The following is a 21,477-nucleotide window of genomic DNA, read 5'->3' on the forward strand; positions in this document are numbered from 1 at the left end:
AACAAGTAGGTGAGAGGGTAAGTCTGCGGTTGAAGTGGCTTTTGCAGCATGCTTCCGAGGTAGGGTTCCTGAACCTCAAATCCTACCAGCAAGTTCCCACACTGCCTGCACGTAGGAGGCGACCGTTGTGCAAAATGTTCGTTTCTCGCGCTCCATTTTCCACGGCCTTCGAAAGGGGTAGATCCGACTTTGCGGATCATCGTATAGTGTGTCCCCCATTTATTATGCTAACTGGGTTCAAGCCAGAAAACAGTGATCGGGCTTGCGTTCCACGCGTTAAGCTAGAAATAGGAATAATCTCGCCCCCCAAGATCCTATTTCCATCCCCACTCCACTCCTACCTCCATTGATCGGCCCCTATGGCTAATGTCGAGCAATGCATCGAGTATCAGTTGCGATGCTATCAAGCGGACAACCGCGAAACTGGAATCGGCAGTTTGTGGCAAGACCAGCATCGGCATGTGCGTTTCTTTGAAGGCGAAGAACTGCTCTTATCGGGGACGGTTCCACAACTCCCGCTGGTGGATCCTCCAGAGTCACCACTGGAGAGAGACGTCTTTAAATACAGACGTGATAAATCACTGATCTATGGGGTTCTCCCGATCGTCGGCAGCGGAGCTTTCAGCAAGCGGCTTCCCAAGCAATTGTGCGCACCCTTGGCATTCTTTCATTGCACTCTGACGCCTTGCCGGGGATCACACATTGCGTTGCAACCGGAACTCAATGACTTGAAACTGAATTGGCCCGTCTTGCTTGCGATTGCCGCCGAGACCAAGGCCGACGAAGGAGCCCTCGAGGCTATCCTGCTCGAATTGCCGTCTCCTCCTTGGCCGCGTAGTCAGCTTCATAGTATCGCCGCCAGTCTTTCTGAAGCGCTTCCCGCGGTCGACTTCACTCCTCTGGGGAGTTTCCCGCAACTCCTCACTTCCAAACAATTGCAACAAACTCGTGCATCCGCCTCGGCAGCACTTCAGTGTCACCCCGCCGCCGCGATGGCATTGATCCCCAACTCTCCCGATACGCGCGGGGTTCTATTCGAGTTATCGGAACTTTCTGCAGCCAGCAGACGCCGTGAGCTTTCTCCCCCTCTCAACGCGATCTTCACTGAGGAAGCAATCCCCTCGAATCCGCGGCCTTCCCATCGCCCGCTTGCCCCAACGGTGTTGAGCGCAGCCCAACGCCAAGCGCTAGCCAACGCAGCTTCCCAGCCACTTTCCATTATCGTTGGCCCGCCTGGTACCGGAAAATCGCACACGATCTCTGCGATCGTGTTGGACCATTTGGCTCGGAATGAATCCGTGCTGGTTGCATCCAAAATGGATCAGGCTGTTGACGTCGTTACCCAGAAGATCGAAGACTTGCTGGGACCTCATGATGCAGTCGTTCGCGGCGGTAGAAAGCGGCATATGAGGCAGATGACTTCCACACTCGACAATCTCCTCAGCGGAATTCACTCCCCCCCTCCATCCGACGTGGCAGCCAGGAAGCTGGAGAGTCAATTGCGCAAGAGGGATCGACAGCTGTCGCGCGTCGAGAAGTCGCTAAAGGCCAGCTTTCGTCGCGAAATTGCTTGGGGCTCACGCTACGCGACTCCCCCAGCTAGCATGTTCGAGCGTCTCTACCGCCCACTTGCCAAAGGCTTTCACGATTGGCTATTGAGTACTCTCGACTGTTGGGAGGAAATCGCTAAGTACGAACAACTGCTCGAATCAAGAGTTCAGCACTGCCAGCTTTTTCTCCGACAACGGCTCCACGAACGCGTGCAAAGATTGCTCCGTCGCCGTCGCCAGGACCTCAGCAAGTTTCTTCAAGCACTTAAGGCGCGAAGCGATGGAAAACAGCAGCGATTGTTTCGCGAAATTGATTTTTCGTTGCTTCTGGATGCGTTCCCAGCTTGGCTGTGCAAACTTTCCGATTTGTCAGACGTATTGCCATCTACGCGACAATTGTTTGATGTTGCGATCTTGGATGAAGCGTCGCAGTGCGATATTGCCAGTTGCCTGCCACTGATGCAAAGGGCCCGTCGCGTCGTGATTGTGGGAGACTCTCAGCAACTCAAGCATATCTCCTTCTTAGCCGAAGACCGGCAAGCTGCGATTGCACAAGAATGCCAATTGAGCGAGTCCCAACAGCAGTTGCTGCACTATCGCAACCAATCCATCATTGATCTATGCAGCGATTCAGCCAGACAACAAGAGCAAGTCGTCTTTTTGAATGAGCACTTCCGGAGTTTGCCGCCCATCATTCGATTTAGCAATTCGGAATTCTATCGCAATTCCCTTTCGATTATGAGGCACAGCGAATACCCAGCCGACTCCGAAATTCCAGCAGAGGAAGAATTGGAAACGGGTTTGAAAGTGTTGCATGTCGCAGGTCAACGTGACGGCAATGGTCGCAACGCGACGGAAGCTGAGTTGATTGTGAAACACGTGGTTGGTCTCTTCGAAAGCCCGCTTTCTGGCTCTCCAGAAGTCTTGCCCAGTATCGGAGTCGTGTCCCCGTTTCGAGAACAAGTCGAATACCTGCGGAAACAGTTTGACCAGCACCTGAGCCTCGAACAGATGCAATCTATTGATCTTCTTGTTGGTACGGCGCATTCGTTTCAAGGCGAGGAACGCGATGTCGTGCATCTATCACTGACGCTTGACGATCAAGCCCACTCTGCATCCTTTCGCTTTCTGGAGTCACCGAACTTGCTGAATGTAGCTATCACGCGGGCCAGGCACTTGCAGAGGGTCTACCACTCTTTCCAGCTAAACACCTTGCGCATGGACAGCCTCGTCCGACGCTACTTGGAATCTGCGCCCCATCACAGGGCGACTACTCCCAAGGGGCAAAACTTCCATCATGATGAATTTCGCTCCGCAGTCGCTGCGGCACTCAGCGAGCGTGGCCATCTGACGGAGGTCGATTTCCCCATCGGCGGTTTTCATCTAGACCTACTCATGCGGGGCCATGGCTCTCTACTTGGAATTGATCTTGTCGGTTACCCAGGAATGTTGATGGATGCGTTTCAACTGGAACGCTACCGCATGTTGCGTCGGGCCGGGTTGCATGTCTACCCACTGAGCTATCGGAGCTGGCTGCAATCCCCAGAGGCAGCCATCGAACGCGCTCTGTCGACACTCAAGGCATTCCCGGCTGCCAGCTAGCGGTTCTTCAGTCCCCAATTGCATGCCCCTATTACATGCCATCGATCGGTCTTGGTGGCCGCCCTCCTCGAGTAGTTAGCTAGCAATATCTTGATTTGCTAGCATTGTGGTCGCACTCGAAAGCTGAAGGGCCCTCTTCGATGACTGGATTTTACTGCGCAGGAGGCCTTCGAGTCGCGCTGAGGCATTGGGCAGCAGGCCGCTACGCGACGAGGAACGCTATGCTACGAGGAACTCTGGGGGGCGCTGGAGGGCCGGGGGCTGCAGCAACAAGAGGTGCGGGGAGTTGGTGTTCGCTAAATGGGACCTGCTCATCGAAGCCTGATTTGTTTGAAGTTGGAACGTAGGATTCGGAGTCGTCCACACAGGATTCGGGTTTGAGCTGAAGACTCGCTTTTTGATAGACTGCCAGTCTTCCTCGTTAAACATGCGCATTGCGTGTCCCTCCCTGGATTGGTGTCCATGCACGCATTGGTTGCTGAACCACGAATATCATCTCTATCAAGACGTTTCCTAATTGGTGTCGGGTTGAGTTGGTCTTGTGGGCTGATGCTCAATCTAGCTGCCGCGGCCGAGGGGGATGACAATCGGGCGAGGAATTGGCCGGTCGAATTACGGGTTGGACAATTTAAAATTCACGCTGATTTTGAATTGACCGAGCGTGAAGGCTTGGCGGCGGAACTGCAGCATTTGACGGCGGATGTCAGTGGACTATTGAGCATAGAGCTCAGCCAAGCTCCGGTGCACGTCGTCTTGTTTGCGACAGCGGCCGAGTACCGCAGGTATATGGAGAATTATTTTCCGAGCTTGCCAACGCGCCGCGCATTGTTCGTTCAAGACCGAGGACCGGGAATGCTGTTTACGTATTGGCATCCCCAGGTCGCAACCGATCTGCGCCACGAGGTGACACACGCGTTGGTCAACGCTCACGCAAGCTCATTGCCGCTGTGGTTCGATGAAGGGCTGGCTGAGTATTTTGAGGTCGAGCGTGACCGCCGATTTCAAGGCAATCCCTATTTGCCTCAGATTCTGGAACGGTCCAAGGCTGGCTACGTTCCAGCGCTGGAGCAATTGGAATCCGTGGACGATATTGCGCGCTTCGACAACAGCCAATATCGGGATAGTTGGTCGTGGGTTCATTTCATGCTGCACCGAAGCCCGCAGACTCGGCAATTGCTTACTCGTTATCTGACCACTCAGAGATCGGGGGAGTCGCAGCTCTCCCTCTCTCGGCAACTGCGCCAATTCATGGCTGATCCCGAGCGAGAGTATTCGGAGCACTTTACGCGAAGCGAGGTCGAGACGGGCCTTGCACCCAACGCGGGTTTCATTCTCCCGGCTCAATAGGTTCAGCCGGGAGAATGAGATTGACCGTGGACTCGGCGGTGCCTACTTGGGGTACTTGGGGCCTAGATCGTCGAAGTACCAATCTACCGCGAACTCATCAGCCGTTTCTTCCAGGTCGTCCGCCACATCGAGCATGTCGTCATCCATACCTAGGGGTTCTAGTAGGGAGTTAGCGGCGGTGGCGGAGGTGCTTGACTGTGCACCGCCTGACAGCAACTCTCCGGAGAGATTTTCGTCATCGAGTACAGAGAGTCGAGCGACATCCATGGCTTCTTGGATCTCGCGAACGATTTGAGGACCGACCGTAGCGATGATCTGCTCCGGAGTGACCATCATGACATGCTCGGTCGTAACCATTTCTCCTTCACCTTCGGCACCACCACCCAACGATTGATTGTTGAGGAAGTTGATGATAAGCAGGACGTCGACTGGAGCGACAAATTCATCGCCATTGACATCCAAGTAAGGAGGCGGGACGACGTCGGTATCGGGCAGGTAGCTTTCCCGTCCTGCGTTCAAGTAGTTGATGATGAGAAGGGCATCGATTGGGGCGACAAAGCCGTCCGCATTCACATCGAGATTTTCCGATGGATTCTGCCATTTGCTATTCAGCACTTGGATAGAAACCGTGGCTACATTGGAAGGGGTTCCCACATTGTCTTGGAAGCTGTAGGAGAACGTGGCCGTTCCGGTGAAGTCCGTAGCGGGGGTGAACAACACGGTACCATCCGCTTGAACGACTGCCGAGCCTTGTGTCGGTTGTTGCTCAATTTGAACCGTGGCGGGATCAATGGTTCCGTCAGGGTCGGAGTCGTTGTTGAGTACATTGATCGTCAGGGCTTGATTCTTATAGGTCAGGCCACTGTCATTGGCTGCCACCGGGGCACTGTTGACCGTGATCTGCACGGTGGCTTCGTTGGAAACATTTCCCGCAGAATCTCGCACGGTGTACTTGAACGTGTCACTGCCGCGGAATCCAGGATCGGGTATGTAGCGTACCACGCCAACGGCTAAGGATTCCACGGTTCCGAAAGCGGGACTTGCCGTGATTTCGATGGTCTGCCGGTCGATGGTCGAATCGATATCGGTGTCGTTCAGCAGCACCTGTAGATTCAGTGCTTGTCCCACACCAATCGAGAACTGGTCGTCGTTTGCAACTGGTGCATCGTCGACACCATTAATTTCAATCGTCACCGTCGCGTCGTTGCTGAGTGCACCCTCGGCGTCTTGTACCTTGTACACGAAGCGATCAAAGATGCTTTGGCCTGCTTGCAACTGCTGGAAACTTTCGATGGCAGTCGCGTCATAGCTGAAGGAACCATCTGCATTGAGCACCACGTCGGCGCCCGATTCCGAAGTGAGCGTTCCAGCAACCACGCTTAACGTGTCTGCAGGAATGTCAAAATCGGTGTCATTGAGGAGCAATCCCGAAGCGGCATCGACCGACAGGATAGCGTCTTCGGTCGTGCTGTAACTATCTCCCACTGCAACAGGAGCGTCATTCTGCGGAGTGATGGAGATGGTCAAAGCGTAAGGAGTCGATTGGTTCGAATCGTTCGCATTGGCAGGTCCGAGATCCTTTAGGACAACGGTCGCCACGGCTTGCCCAAATGCATTCGCTTGTGGTGTGAATGAAAGGGCACCAGTGCTGTCAAGCGTGGGCTGGACTGAGAAGAGCTCAGGTCGATCAACCGTGACGATGAACTCGAGTCCTTGTCCCATTTCATCGGTGGCCGTTGGTGGAACCGAAAGCAGACCGCCAGCAGCAGCGATGTTGTTTGCCCAGGCTCCAGTGAATTGCGAACTGTCCTCATTCACCGTGATATTGGGACCAGCGGTGAAGACTGGAGCATCATTGACGGGAGTGATGGTGACCGTGAACGTCTGCTCGGGCGACTGGTTGATATCAGGAGCGGTGCTCGCTCCGTCATCTTGTGCTCGAACTCGCACGATGGCAGTTCCGATAGCATCGATGGCAGTCCTAAAGGACAGCACGCCATTGCCATCGACCGACGGCTGAACTGCGAACAGTTCAGGTTTGTCCGCACTGGTAAGGAAGGAGACGGTCTGTTGATCTAATTCATCGGTGGCTGAAGGAGGTCCAGGCAAAATGTTCGTAGCCCAGCCCTCAAAGGTAACTGCTCCAGAATCTTCGGGGACGGTTACGTTGGTGCCACGGGTGAACTGTGGAGCGTCATTCACGCTAGTCAGATTGATGACCACGGTTCCGGTACCACTATGTTCTGGAGATCCATCGTCGGTGACGACAAATAGTAGGCTGTCGCTACCAACCAGATTGAGTGGTGGCTGGTACTGAATCGATGTTACCTTTGTGGGATCGGCTGCGTCTCCAAAGACTGGAGTGACTCGTCCGCCGGCTACGCTGGAGGTTGCCACTTGCGTTACCCGCAAGGCTTGCCCCAATTCATCGAAGGTTGGACCAGCGATAGCTCCAGCGAGGAGATCCGTTGATTGGATGGTCAGCATGGTGTCTTCGACTCCCGACGTCGAGTATTCGCCGACTGAGGGTGAATCGTTGACCGGAGTAACATCGATGGTGAACGTCTGTTCGGCAGAGATGTTTGTATTGGGAGGGGGATCTCCCAATCCGCTATCTCGCAGACTGACTCGCACTCTAAAATCGCTGTTGAGGCGATTGGTGTCTTGGGCCGTTTGGAACACGAGTGTTCCATCCGCACTGAGTGACGGTTGCACCAAGAAAGAGGTGGGGTCGATAGCAACGACGTCAAAGGTCAGGGTTTGCCGTTCCTCGTCAGTAGTGCCCGCAGGTCCGGTTCGAATGTTCTGAGCAAAGCCGGTGCGAGTGATTACCCCTGCGTCCTCTGCGACCGAGACGGTATCGAGAGTGAAGCTTGGAGCGTCATTTACCGGTTCGATGTTAATCGTAAAGGTTCTCAGCCCCGATGCGTTCTGGTTGGGGAGAGGTGCGGAAGTTCCGTCGTCCAGAAGACGCGTCACGACCAGCGACTTGCCATTCCTATTGGCAGCGGTCGTGAAGGTTAGATCGCCGCCGGTCGCGTTCAGGCTGGGCTGTACTGCGAAGAGTTCGGGGGCACTGACCGATACAATTTCGAAGCTCAGCTGTTGTCCAATTTCGTCAGTTGCCGATGTTGGGCCGCTCAGCAGATCGCTGGCAAAACCGGCAATCGTCGTATTGGGAGTGTTCGTGAATTGCTCGGCGTCCTCAGGGACCGTTACTTCCAATTGTGCAAGCGTGAACTGCGGAGCATCGTTGATGGCACCGGTTTGGATCGTGAACGTCTTGGTCTGCGAGGAGTTTTGGTTGGGAGGCGGTAGATCTGCACCGTCATCTTCGACCGTGACCCAGACTTCCAGATTGGAGTGATCACTGTTGGCGTCCACTGCAGTTTGGAAGCGAAGCGTGCCGTCCAATCCAATGGTGGGAAGTACTGCGAAAGCGGATGGATCAGCAGCCTGGACATTAATCGTCAAGTTTTGCGTTGCTTCGTCAGTCGCCGTGGCAGTGCCTGGCATTAGATTGGTCAAGAAGCCATCAATTTGGACCATTCCCTGATCTTCGACAGACGTCGCTGGCAAAGCGATGGTGAATTCAGGTGCATCGTTCACCGCGGCAACCGTAATGGTTACTGTGGCAGGTGCAGAGCTTTGTAGACGCGTGTCGGTGGCGTTGTAGACAAAGGTGTCGATGCCGTTGAAGTCCGCATTGGGCGTGTAGGTGAACGAGCCATCTCGGTTGAGCTGTAGCGTGCCATGAGACACGTTCTCCACCGGATCGATTTCTGGAGTGGCTGGATTCTGATCTTGCACGCGAAGTTCATCCACGGGCGTGTCGACATCGGTATCGTTCGCTAGGATTCCCGTAGCGCCGACGACGAGCACGTCGTCTTCCAGGACTGTGTAGCTGTCGTTGACGGCAACTGGTGGGCTACCTGTAACGACGGTAATCAGGTGGTCTTCAACTTCTCCCCCGACGGCCACACCACCGAGCGACAGATTGCCGCCGGTGCTGAGACGGAAGCGGGTCGTGGTGACACCCAACGCGGCGCCTTGCGGCGTCGTGACCATCAAGGTGTTTTCACCGGCACGAACTGGCACGTCGGTCGCAATGCGTTCACCTGGATCGGAGAAATCGCCGTCTTGATTCCAGTCGAACCAGACATCCAGAATTCCTGCACCGGTTGCGGTAACGATCACCGGTACGGCAGCAAGGTTGGCGTTGAAGACGGAGGTGAAATGCACACCATCTTCGTCATCGCCGGAGAACTGTAGAGCACTCCCGCTAGTGATCACGCTACCCATGCTGATTCGTCGGCGAAGAACCTCTTGGTTGATTCGTTCGGAGAACGCGGTGGCGATCTGCTCGGAGGAGGAGCTGACGACATCGACGTTCACTGCGATGTTTCCAGCTTGCACGCCGTTGGACACATGGCCGTCGAGTGTGTGCTCAAGCTCAAAGATGGAGCTGCGGCCCAGTGAGTCGACAATGGTCAACGTCTGTCCGTCGGCAAATCCAGTGGCTGGCAAGGTTAGATCGAACTGGTTGAGTTGAGTTCGCATTAGGGCTGGGGCGGCAGTGAAATCGAATTCGACGCCACGTCCACCTCCCAAGCTGACTCGAGCGTTGTCGGCTACCGGCGTGAGGCCGAAGAGCTGTCCTTCCATAACTGCAAACAGTACAGCGTCACTGACGGCAGAAGCGACTTCATCCGCGGTGGCTGTCTCTAACACTGGGATGCGAAGGTGACCATCAGCGACGGTTCCAGGATCCGCTGAGGTGTCGAATTCAAACGTTACTGTTTGGCGACCGGCGTCGGTGATGGTGAACAACTGGCCATCGATTGCTGCGGTAGCAGCTTGAGCCACGACGGAAGCGGCGCCGACTGAGGTGAGGGTGGCTCCACCGATGGTCGTGGAGATAACCAGGCTGCCCGTATCGTCTCCAGTTGCAGATGGATTGGGTTGTCCGTCCACTTCACCATCGACATAGCGCCCTAACGCTAGGATGTTTACATCGAGTGGCAAGAGGGTGTGGCGTGGGGCGTCGATTGTGCGGCGGCCATTTTGATCTTTGGAGACCGTTGGATAACTGACGCCAAGTGGATCGGTCGCGAAGCGTGCATCGCCAAAGTCCAATTCGACTTCGGGCATGATGATGGTGAATTGCGTCAGGCTGTTCGAGCGGTTGGCGAACAGCTCGTTTCCAGCTAGGTCACGGACCCCATCAATTCCATCGACCGATACGCTACTTCCATCGGAGATGAGTGCTTGAGCGCCACTCACCGTGACGGAGTTGGCACCTTGGATGTAGGCGAAGACTCCCAAGTTGGCCTGGCGAATCTTGGTCAGCAGTTGCAACGTGTTGTCATAGTTCGACGAGTCTTCCGAGAAGGTAACCGCAATGGCACCAGAGGCAACGCTTCCGTCACTATCCATTTCGAAGACTTGCACGCCGCCAGCATGGGCAATTGAGAACGAGTCGCCGTCATTGGTGGTGGCACCGTCCTGGACGTTCAATGTGAACGAATCCTGATTGATGACATTGATCTCGTAGACGCTGTCCGTTCTCCAAATACCTGCCACGGGCGTTAGTCGGACTGTGCGGCTATTGGCGTTGTAACCAAAGATATAGTCGACACCTTCAATGAGTGTCGTACCGTTTTCTTTAAGCACGAAAGCGGGAGAAACTACGGTCGAGGGGTCGGGACCCGTTCCATTGGTGTCCTTCAGCAAGATGCTAAAGTACTCCAACAGACCTTCGGTAAGCTGGATGTAGGTGGAGGCGCGATCAGTATCGACACTGAACGCGTCATTGTCCTGAGGTTGTAGGATGACTGCTTCGAGGCCGATGAAATCGGAGCGGTCAACGGCTCCACGGTCCTTGAAGACATTGCCACCCAAACCTGCAGGCGAGTTTACCGTTGGATCGTCAACACGTCGTTGACCGGTCACGTCCAAATCTGGAGCCAGCATCGGGCTTGGGGCAACACTGATCGAGTTCTTCACCTGCGCCAGCGCGGCGCGTTCCTGGAGTGCTTCTAGCGAGCTGTCGATAGCCCTCGAACCGGGAGCTAAGTAGAAGCGACGGTTGGTGGTGTCTACGAACAGTGGAGTGGTGGGAGCCAGAACTTCAGCGAAGGAACCCAGCCCTACATTTTGCGTGTGGGTGACATTGCTTTGGTAAACGTTGGCTCCAATCACCGAAGAAGAGCCTGCTGGTGCGCTGATTCCGGTGGCATTGTTCGCAATGATATTGTTAAGGATGGTGGGCGAAGCACCACTCTCGATGTGAATGCCGTCACCCGACCCTGTGCCGTAGATCGTGTTGTTGATGATTCTCGCGATCTGAACTGGAGCGGAGCTACCACCTGCGGTGTCTCCCACGACGCGGATGCCGCCCGCTTCGTTGTTGGCAAGAATGTTGTTGGCGATGACAATCCCAGGAGCGAGTCGACTCGTATTAGGTGTCGGTAGATTCAGAGGGGCACCGGGATAGGGGCGGTTGGCGACCGCCTCACCAATTCCACTCTGATCGCGGTTGCCTGCGGAGGTCACGATACCAAAGTTGCTGCTGTCGGTAATCGTATTTCCGACGAGTAGGATTTGCCCCTGTGGCGACTTGCGTTGGCGATCTCCGTGGTCTTCGCCAAAGCCAGTCTCGGTTCCCCACATGACCGGTTGTAGGAACGTTTCGCTACCAAAGGTAAACGTACCATCGACGCCGCCAGAAGCGGGGCCATGGAGAATGATCAACGTTGATCCCGATGGAGCGGCATCACCGAAACCACCATAGCTCATTTCACCCGACAAGGATGCGGTGAGTGAGAATCGAAGCTGAGTTGTGGAGGAGTTAATTGCATCGCGAATGGCAGTCGCGATTTCTTGGTTCGTCGCGTCCGTCGTAATGGAGACTGCCACGTTGCCGGGAGTCACACCCGCTTCGATACCGTTGCCACCGGTGGTTACATCGAATTCGAAAGTGACCGGTGCGCCACCCTCGCTGAGGGTGAAGGTGACACCGTCGGCAATATTACCAGCGGCTTGCGGTGAGACGAGAATGCCGGTGCCTTGGGAGAGCCGATCGTTCGTGTCGTAGGAGCGACCGAAGGGACCGAAGAGAACCAGGTCCCCAGTCACTTCGTCGGTGGTGCCGTAGTCGGCGGCGGCCCGTACGACCAGCTGGTAGCGTCCCTCTTCGACTTGCAAAATGTCGTAGAGCGTTTCTGCATATTGTTGGTTGGCGCTGAACGACGTGTTGGAGCCAGCGTCGAAGACCATTTCACCGCGTTCTGCAAAACCGACGATAATGTCGTCGAGGTAGATGCCCTCGTAAGCGTTGTCTTGCGCCCGTTCATCGAGTCGATTGATGCCGTTGCTTCCGAAGCCACTGCTGGATTGGACTCCATACTCATCTCCCATGCGAGAAAGAGTGACTCCTAAGCTGGACGTTGGCACTTCGGTAATGGGATCCAGGTTCACGACATCATACTTGTAGAGCGTGATGATGTCGTCGTGGACGGGCCAAGCATCGAGTTCGGAGGTTGTGAACGTATTCGAGTTATTGGGATCGTTGAAGGTCTCAGCCAGCGTGGTTCGAATCGAATCGCGTACCTGCGTGATCGTCATAGCCTGATTCACAGGAATGGCAACATTGCCAGGATTGACGCCAGGCAAACCTTGAATCACGTTGCCACCGAAGCCCAGAGTGCTGTACGTGCCCTCGGCCAAGCCTGCAATATTGAGGACATTGGCAGCCTGAGCAGCAATACGGATATCGTTCGGCGAAATCCCCAAGATTCCAGGAAGCCGCAGCGTCAAGTGTTGAGCAATTTCAGCCGGCGTGTCGGTGACGTCGTAGAAAATATTGTTTCCACTGCCATCGGTGGTCGAAAAGACAACTTCGGTTCCATTGAAGTCAATCTTGCTGACATCACTGGTGAGTCCGGCTCCACCAGGCAGGTTGAGGACGAGTCCTAGGTCAAACTCAAGCGTCTGAGCGCCCGTGTGGGGAGAGACGCCGTCTTGAGGAGCCACTCTGAAAAATTGACCATCGGTGATCTTCGAGCCAGCCACCGACGTGATTTCGATACCTCCGGTTAGGGCATCGCCAGTCCGGAAGCTTGCACCCGTACTGAATTCGAAGCGTAGACGGACATTTTCCTGCCCCGCCAAAGCAGCCAGGGATGTTCGAGCTTGCCGCCAACCCTGGCCGTCGAACACCTCTTGTGTTTGCTGGTAGTCTCCAAACGGATCGAGGTTGGCAAAGGTGTCATGGTTGGGGCTAATTTGGACGTTGTCCAATTCGTCTTCAAAGCCAGTGCTGTGCAGGTTGCGGTCGAGGCCATTGTCGCGGGGAGTATTGTTGGTTGCCAACAATACCCAATCTCCGTCTTCACCTGCCCCGTAAACGCGGAACGCATCTTGCATGCGATTGTCACCATCGTCTCGATCGCTATTGGTGTCGGATGTCTCGAGCAGGTAGTTGAAGTACAGCATCGGCAAATCGTCCGCGCTGTACCCGCGTAGGTCGATGGGATTGCTGAGGATCGCACCATGGGCACCACCAGGGAGGTCGTAGGTTCCCTGGTAGGCGGCCACATCGTAGACGCCCGACCAGTCTCCCGCTTGGCGGGTGGCTACCGAATTGGCTTCGAAACCAAAGTAGAGTGCGCGATCCCCCAATTCGTCGGATTCTTGGGAACTGTCAAATGGCACGGTGCGACCGTGCCCCGCTTCGTTGTCGCGACGCTCGGTCAAGTGCCATAGGTTGACGTCGAGAGGGGAGAAGTCGATGCTGGTGACATTCGTCCCCAACGAGCGACTTTGGCTGTGCGTTTTGTAGGAAAAGCCAGGGAAGACGGGCTGCAATTCGCCAGCGGTATTAAACGCATAGATCGTACCATCCTCGGTAATTCCGAAGAGCGTATCGGCAAATCGTCCCTCTTCGAGATTTCGAGGGCCAGACGTTAGCCCCGTAAATCGAACCGGCGCACCATTGTCTTCGATGACGAGTTCCGGCAGAGTGCCATAATAGGTCTTGGTGGCATCGTTGAACGTCAAGTCGCGGGAGAAGCCTGAATTGCCGTTGCCGCCCAGGGGAGCTCGGAAGAGCTCGCCCATGTCGCTCACCGCGTAGAGCACGCCGTCGATCTCAGCCAAACCGGTTACAGTACCGTCGGTATAGTCATTCTCTTCGGTGCCCGATAAAAATCTACCAAACTCGACCTTCTGAGTACCGGCGCCATTCGTGCGACCATTGCCCGTGCGGTCGTTGGTATTAGCCGGGTTGATGGCCGCACCGCTGTCTGGATCCAATCGATAGACGATGTTGGTCGCGTTGTAGCTGCGGACTGTGGAGATACCGTTAACGTTATTGTTGCCATCAAAGGTTGGCAGAGCGAACGAGGTTTGCCCATTGCCACGTGAGCCCACGCCGTACATCTTCAATGCATTATTGTCATTGGTATAGAACGTCAGGGCCTCGATCAGAATCCCATCTCCCTCAGGACCCACACCGCCGCCAAACCCATCCGGATCGCGCTGTTGGATCGCAAACGCAGTCGCACTGGTGGGCTGCGTGGTGAAGGTTTGGATGCCGGTGTTGCCCTGCTGCGTTGAAGCATTGTTGGGGGTGTTTGCTCCCCCGGGCGCACCAATGGAATTGATCAGATGGAAGTTGCCGCTGGTGGCGTCATTGATTCTGCCGCTCTGCTGCAATTGATAACCCACCAACCGTCCATCGGGCGACATGGCAGCATCGTTAACGCGGATGAAATTGCTAATTTCTGCTTCGCGAGCACCCGACATGGCATTGGCGAAGGAAAGCTGCGATCCGTTGCCTTGATCGCGCACCACGTAGGAGGTGATGTCGGCTAGCGTCCAACCGATGGCTTGACTGTAGTGGCGATTATTAGAGACGTTGGAAAAAGTGACTTGGACGGGTGGATTCGCCGTCTCGAACAAATTACCGCCTTCGAATCGATCCACGGAGATGCGGTTCACGGAGTTGACCGGTTCCAAACGCACCAAGGGATTGGTCGCGTTGGCAATCTGGAACTGGTCCAAGACGGTCGCCATGCGGCTGTTGTTGGTGACCGCGACGGTGTATTGCCCGGCGGGAAGTTCCGAAGCACCAATGAAGGGGTCACGCGCACCGGACGAACCGCGAGTGAGGTCGTCCACGTCGCTGCCGTTTAGAGGGGCAGCACGGTCATCCGCAATATTGGAATCGGTACCCACCAGAACCAGGGCCCCCGTGGAATCGAAGACCCACAGCGAGGTGTCGGGACGTCCAAAGCCGTCCGCATAGTCGATATCAAAAATCGTGGAAATATGAGCCGAACCATCGGCTGGGTCGATTACCTGAGTGGACCCGCGTTGGACGGTAAAGGTATACAGGTTGACTCCGGTCGCGGAGGTCAATTGTCCTGCTACGGATACGGAACCACGATCCGAATTGATGATATTGCCGAGGTCCAAACCACCGGAAGTCGACGCAAGTTGTCCTAACAGCGGAGAGCTACTTGGTTGTCCGAGTGCTTCGATCCCGTTGGATGCATAGCGGATGTCCGCATAACGTACGGTCGAACCTGGGGCTTCATCGGTTTGCTGCATGCGGATTTGCAGGCGATAGGCGCCTTGCGTCAAACCGTCGCGATCGCGGGACGGATCTTGTAGCGAGGCCTTCGAATCACCGGTCTTCACATTGCTACTACGGACGCGAACGAAGTAGGTGTTGGTCGCACCCACGGCGCCAGGCAGGACGATCCGCATGCCAGCGTCGAGTGGATTGACGGAATAGAGATCTTGATCGGTACCTGCGATAAAGGAGTTGGCAGTTGCGAACGGATCGCTGTCCAAGGAGAGGACTTGGTCGGGAGTGATCTTGGAGGCATTCGAGCTGACGTAGCGGGTTTCCGTGCCAGCACTCTCAAGCAACGAATTGTCGCTCTGGGCGAGGATGGTTCCACTTGCATCGACCAATTCGACCACGACATCCAACGACCCACTGGTGTGGTCAACGTCGATCCAAACTGGATTTCCTGCTACACCCGAAAAACTGTAGACGTCAATGTCTTGGGGGGCTGCGATGGCTCCATCGAGGCTGAAGCCGAGACGTAGGTTTTCATCACCGTCACTGAGGCTGGCTGCCAGACCTCCCAGCGATTGAGCAACTCCCACTACATCATTGGTGCCGGTCTCCTGAATCTGATCGGTCTCAAGCTCGACGGCAATGTCGACGTTGCGATCGTTGGCATAGGGCTCAAACTTAATGCTTCTCCAGTCTCCAGGACTGCCTTCCGAGAAGCCATCACTGTTGGTATCTAACAGTGCGCGACCGACAGGATCGAAGCCGGCTCCTACGCTATCATCGCTGAGGCTGGTCAAGACCACAGGGAAGCCAGGTGCGCCGATGATATGGATCGAACCTCCAATACGGTCGGTGATGTCGAGCGGTCGTCCCAGGGCGGTAAAGCCAGCTCCAGCACCACTTAATTTTACAACAAGACTCTCATCGGAACGGCTTTGCAGCCGCAAGCCACCGAAGGTGTGGAAGTCGGGGACCACAATTTCGCTCTGCAGAATGTGAACGATATCGGTATCATCCCAGACGGTTTCGGTGGTCAACGTCTCGCCGCGGATGCGCAGTCCATTGAGGCCGTTGCCGGCCAACAAGTTGCCATCAATCAACGGGCCCGCATTGCCGTTCCCAATCGTCACGCGGTCGGATGGTCCCGTCTGGCGTCCATTGTCGACGCTGCTGTTGGTATTCATCGCATTGGCATTGATACTGATCGCAGCCGTCTGTGATCCAGCTGCATTATTCCGAATCGTATTATTCACCAGCACTGGCTGGCTGCCGACCACGAAAATTACACTGGCTTCGTTCGGTCCATGGCCATCGCGGCTGGCACCGGAATCTCCCCCAAGGCCGGAGGCATTCATTTCTAAGCGTGTGTTGGCGACCCGTGCATCCGCTTGATGAATCTCGATGGCATTGAAGCCTGCAAAGGCTCCCGAGACGCTAGTGATACCGCCGCCGTAGGTTACCAGGGCATTGTCGATGCTGATCGATGAAAGATGGCGTGCAATCAAACCACCCCAGTCTCCGGCAGCAGGGGCACTGCCAGCTTGATCGTTGTTGGTATCAAACGTTCCGCCCGCACCATAGGTGTCATCCGCACGACTGGTGAAAATTACAGGGCGTTCGGCGGTACCTTCGGCGATCAGTTGAGCGCCGATGCCCGCTTCAATGCGCGAGCGCGTGGACTTGATCACAACTCCCGGATCGATTTGCAAACGTGCATCTAGTCGAGCACGCTGCAGAGTTGTGGCGCTTGGCGACTTCAAAATGGCAGCTAGGTCTTGTCCGCTGTCGGTAAAGGTCCGAGTGTCGCCATCCAATTCTGCGACCAGGATGTAGTCTCCGGTGTCGATTCTGCGCCACAGGCGTCGGGCTACGAAATCCCCTGTTGCTTGAGGGAGACGGTTCAGCGAGACCGCATTGCCCGTCAGCGTATAGTCGGCGGTCGGAGCGCTCGGTAGGCCTTCGGCGCCAAACTTGTCAACAAAGGTGACCACGTACCGTACACGTTGGCCTGCGGTAAGCGTTCCACCGGTGGCAGCGGTGACTTGCACCAAGCTGACGTCTGGGGCCACGGTTTCTAGCACGGGACCGCCAGGGGTACCGCTGATCACCAGATTTTCACCCAACACGTGCGTGATGTCCGTATCGTCAAACCTGGCAGCGACTTCCATCGTGGTCAGGGCTGCACCGGCAGCCGTGGAGGTGCGTACGAAGAGTCCATTGACGGAGTTTTCGACCAGTGTGTTGCCCCGAATGTCAGGGCCGACTCGGACGTAATCCGGACGGAAGACCTCGGCGAGTTGATAGCGCGGGTGCGTGAATCGCGTTTCTTCAAAGGTATTGGGGTCTGCAGCCATGGCTGCATCTGAGCTCAGGCGAATTGTGTTGTATAATAGAGTCGGTCGGGACTCGCTCATGTTGATGGGGCTGACCGTTGGGCTTGGAGTGGAGACGGTGATTTGACCGCCACCATAACGCAGGTCGGCATGCGCCACATAGTTCAGGAAGATGCCTTGGCGCTCATAGTCGCCGCGTCCTTCGATGCGATCGACGTCACCATGGAAATCAATCCCCCCCCAGTCACCTTGGACCGGGGTGGTGTTGATCGGATTGGTGTCGATCCCTTGACTTTGGTCCTTGAAGCTCGTGAACTGGACCGATTGAGCCGGCGTGCCCAATATCTGCAGCGAGGACAAGCTTTGGTCGATAGATGCACTCAGGCTGCCGACGCTGATGCGGCTTCCCTGCAGTTTGAAGATCGCCCCAGCATCGACCTGCATCGACACTCCTTGCGGGACTTGCAGCGTCAGCCCGTCGCTAAGGATTGCATTCCCCACACCGCCACGCCCGATTTCGTAAGCGGGATTGTCGGTCAGCGTATTGAGATCACGATCGGCTCCTCCGCTGCCAACCACGCGAACGACATCCCCAGGTTTAAGGAAGCCGGCGGGCCATTTGGCACTGTTCTGCAAATCGAGGTTGTTCATCGGCTGAGTGGCCGAGCCCGTTTGGGGGCCAACGTAGGACTTGTCAACGTAGACGGTCTTGGCTTCACCCGCGGCCGCAACGCCTACCGGAGCTGCCGTGCGGAACCAGAAATTGAAGTTGCCACCCGACAGTCCATCACCATCTCCATCCAAGGCGGTGCCGGATGCGTCCACAATCGAAGCCACGTCGGGCGCGAAGTCGAGCTTCAGTTGGTAGGCGCCTTGGCTTACCGCACCACTGCCGGTGTTGCTAATGGCTGGATTGAAATCTTCATTGCCTTTGCCGGTGACGCTGATGAAATACTCGCCCGCATCCAACTTCGCGCTCAGGAAGGAGTCGGAGCTGGTGTTGTCATTATTCGACGCCAGCACTTCGAAGCCATCAGCGGTCCGCTTGATGAGCGTCAGGTAGGAATCCAGGTCGCTGCTGTTGGGCAAGCGTTCTGCGATGGTCTCGGCGGACAGGGTGCCCGTTTGCCCTGTGGGAATGGTGAAGGAGTAGGTGTCGACATCGCGGTTATCGGGGCGGTACATATATTGCCCATGCACGATATCCACTTCGCCCGGAAAGGCCCATTCGGTTCCTGCCGTGCCAAGCCCAGGATTGGGATCGGCTAGGTCTCCAGTATCCCCCATAATCGTCCCGGGCGGTTGATCGTAGGTGTGACCCAATCCGAGCAGGTGACCGATTTCGTGCATGGCCGTTCCAAAGAAGCTCTGAGCTCCAGGAATACCAGAGCGGCCACCAAAACTGTTGTCCCAGGTCTCGGCACCATCCATGATCGCGAGGCTACCGCCAGCGAGACCGATAATGCCCCCAGGAGCACTCTGCTCGCCACCCAGTGGGAACAAATCACCTACGACAATCGATAAACCCGCAGACTGGGTCTCGACAAAGTCAATTCCGAATTCGGTGGAATAGAATTCAAAGATCTCACGGACCCGTTGTATCTGGTCACTGGTGATCGAGGTTTCGACAGGTCGGCCCGATGCATCGAGTCCATAGGGACGGTTCAAGGCAAAATTGTAGGCGACTTTCGCAATCTGAGGGGAAGCGTCTCCGCCACCATTCAAGTGCGTTTCGTCTTGGATATCTCGATGTCCTGGATCGTAGTTGCTACCAGGGAAATCGAGTGGTAGGGCGAGGATGCTCTGCGTATCAATACTCTGATTGATCAGCGTCGAGAAGGCGCCGCCGAACGATCCAAGGGAGTAAGCCGCATCAATATTACTCGCCGGGTCGAGCGGATTGAGCTGAGTAATGTTTACAGGATTGCTCTCAGAGACGACTGCGTCGTTCGAGCCAACGCGCAGGCGGTAGGTACCCGCACCTGCCAATTGATCGATGGGCATTGCGAAGGTCAATTCTGCCATGTCGGTAGCAGGATCGTAGCTGATCGATGTCGGCAGGAAGACTGCGTCATCCCCAGGTTGAACCGTGTCTTGCGAGAGGATCAACTGGTAGAAGGCTGGGTCGACAACGGTTGGATTGGGAGTGATCGTGCCGGTCGTGATCGCCGATCCGTACAGGTCATCATTATTGAAGTAGACGCGGATCTTGTCACGCTGAGGTGACAGGGTACCGTTGGCTAAGCGATCGACCGGTTGAGGGACCACTGCGGTTACCAAGGCCCCCAATTCGAGATTGAAATCGATGGAGTCTCGAGTGGTATCCAAGGGGGTGGAATCGATAGCGCGCGTTTGGATCGGTACTCCCAGCGCGTTGGAGACGGCCGTCCGATTATTGGCGAGATCATCTTCACCGAGGACTTCTACGCGATAGAGGTCATCTACCAGCGTGCTGGCAAACCGCATGACTGCGATTCGGTTATTGTCGCCGAGTCCCAGATGTCCAGGGGAAACCACGATGTCATTGCCGTTTCCAAAGACTCCGTCTCCGCCAGAGCGAATGACTTGAATCCCACCGGCCAACGTCGACTCGTCAATATCGCTGGCACCATCGAAGCGGAAGGTCAGCTCGGTAGGCGCTTCGAGCAATGTGGTGGTGTTGTTGAAGCTAAAGATCTCTCCCGAATTGGGAGCAATCGACAGGAGTCGTGGCTGCGAGCCCACGTAGCCAGCGGCCAGTCCCTTCAGGCGAATTCCCAAGTTGTACAGCTGTGGATCGTCTGCGGCTGAGCCCGAACCCAGGACTCGCACGAAATAGTCCCCACCAGCGGCGATATCGAACTCGGTGAGCGATTCGGTTTCACCCAACGCCGCAGCGTTGACGAGAGCCAACACGGTGCCGTCGCTGGCCACGAGTTCCAGTGAGAGATCGAGATTCTGTTGGGTATTGATCGAGGACGCGGTTCCACCGTCGGGACCCACGTCAAACTGAGATCCCACCGGTGCCAAGGAGAGGGTGATTTTTCCAGCCGACGGCAAGGTGAACTGATACCAATCGTCGTCGCCATTGCGGTCAATCGAATTTCCTTGAACGCTGGTCAATCCATTGGCTAGGGTGCCCAGGGGGAACGCGCTGGCTTGAGAGTCATTGTTCTCAGCGCGATCGCCATAGAGTTTTTGGGCGGCTAGAATGTCATCGTGTTGTGGACCAAGAAATGCATTGGAAGCATTGGGTTCCATCAACTTGGTACCGTTGATCGGAATCACATGCCCCAGGCCGATTCCGTGTCCAGCCTCGTGCATCAGTACATTGGAGAGACTGCGGTTTTCCCCGAGAACGCTATCGGCAGAATTGAAGTAATAGACATCGTTGGTGTCGATGACCATGTCGCCATCTAAGCCATCGTTACCGCCACTGTTCGGGTAGTAGTTGTAGGCGAGCGTGTTGTAATTGCCGTCGATTGCGCTGCCACCGATCCGCACATCTCCCCGTACGCCGGTTACGCCACGATTACTGCCTCCGACCAAGCTACTGTCGTCGTTGGCTTCGTAGACGAAGGTCACTCCGGTGAGCTCGCTCCAGCGGTCGTACGAGGCTTTGAAGAGGCGGAACCAGGGACGTTGCTCTACTGGGCCAGATCCGCCGCCGTAGATGTTGTCCATGAATGCAATCAAGTTGCTGGAGGTGTTGGGGGCACCATCCAGGCCGGTGATGGCCGTTCCATCGGGGACGATACTCCAGCTAACGGTGGTCGGATCTCCTTGGTTGGCACTCACTCCACCGGTTGGATTTGACCAGCGTTGGCCACCCACGTTGAAAGCACCCGCTTCCCCTGAAGCCTCCGTCACCGAGCCTCTCAGGAACTTGCCGATCATCTCATCCATGTAGCTTTGGGCGGTGCCAGGAGCAAAGATCACACCAGCAGAATCCGCAGCCAGCAACTCACGTCGCTCAAGTGTTTCCAGGAGAATACGACGCAGGCGATTGCGAGTCGTAGTCGGCTGAGTGGTGGGCTTCGAGCGAGTATAGAAGTGGCTAGCCATGCGACTTACC

General features: G+C 55.8%; 3 protein-coding genes. 2 read left to right on the top strand and 1 reads right to left on the bottom strand.

From position 1 onward, the window contains the following. Positions 1 to 359: 359 nt before the first annotated feature. Together Q31a_RS03475 and Q31a_RS03480 are read left to right on the top strand one after the other, a co-directional pair. On the top strand, positions 360 to 3,152 hold the full coding sequence (locus Q31a_RS03475) for an AAA domain-containing protein (protein ID WP_145074045.1): 2,793 nt from the start codon (positions 360 to 362) through the stop codon (positions 3,150 to 3,152). 528 nt (positions 3,153 to 3,680) lie between these two features. Continuing rightward, a complete protein-coding gene (locus Q31a_RS03480) occupies positions 3,681 to 4,499 on the top strand; it encodes a hypothetical protein (protein ID WP_145074048.1) in 819 nt (272 codons plus the stop codon). A gap of 42 nt (positions 4,500 to 4,541) precedes the next feature. Here the strand turns inward: Q31a_RS03480 and Q31a_RS03485 are convergent, their stop codons facing one another. After that, positions 4,542 to 21,467 (bottom strand): DVUA0089 family protein, encoded by a 16,926-nt coding sequence (locus tag Q31a_RS03485; RefSeq protein WP_145074051.1) that lies wholly within the window; start codon positions 21,465 to 21,467, stop codon positions 4,542 to 4,544. Positions 21,468 to 21,477 lie beyond the last annotated feature (10 nt).

Origin of the sequence: Aureliella helgolandensis, from assembly GCF_007752135.1 — a bacterium.
GTDB classification, from domain to species: domain Bacteria; phylum Planctomycetota; class Planctomycetia; order Pirellulales; family Pirellulaceae; genus Aureliella; species Aureliella helgolandensis.

Bases quoted from the DNA above. Each gene is read 5' to 3' on its own strand.
- Q31a_RS03475 (WP_145074045.1), top strand. From the start codon at position 360: ATGGCTAATGTCGAGCAATGCATCGAGTATCAGTTGCGATGCTATCAA.
- Q31a_RS03485 (WP_145074051.1), bottom strand. From the start codon at position 21,467: ATGGCTAGCCACTTCTATACTCGCTCGAAGCCCACCACTCAGCCGACT.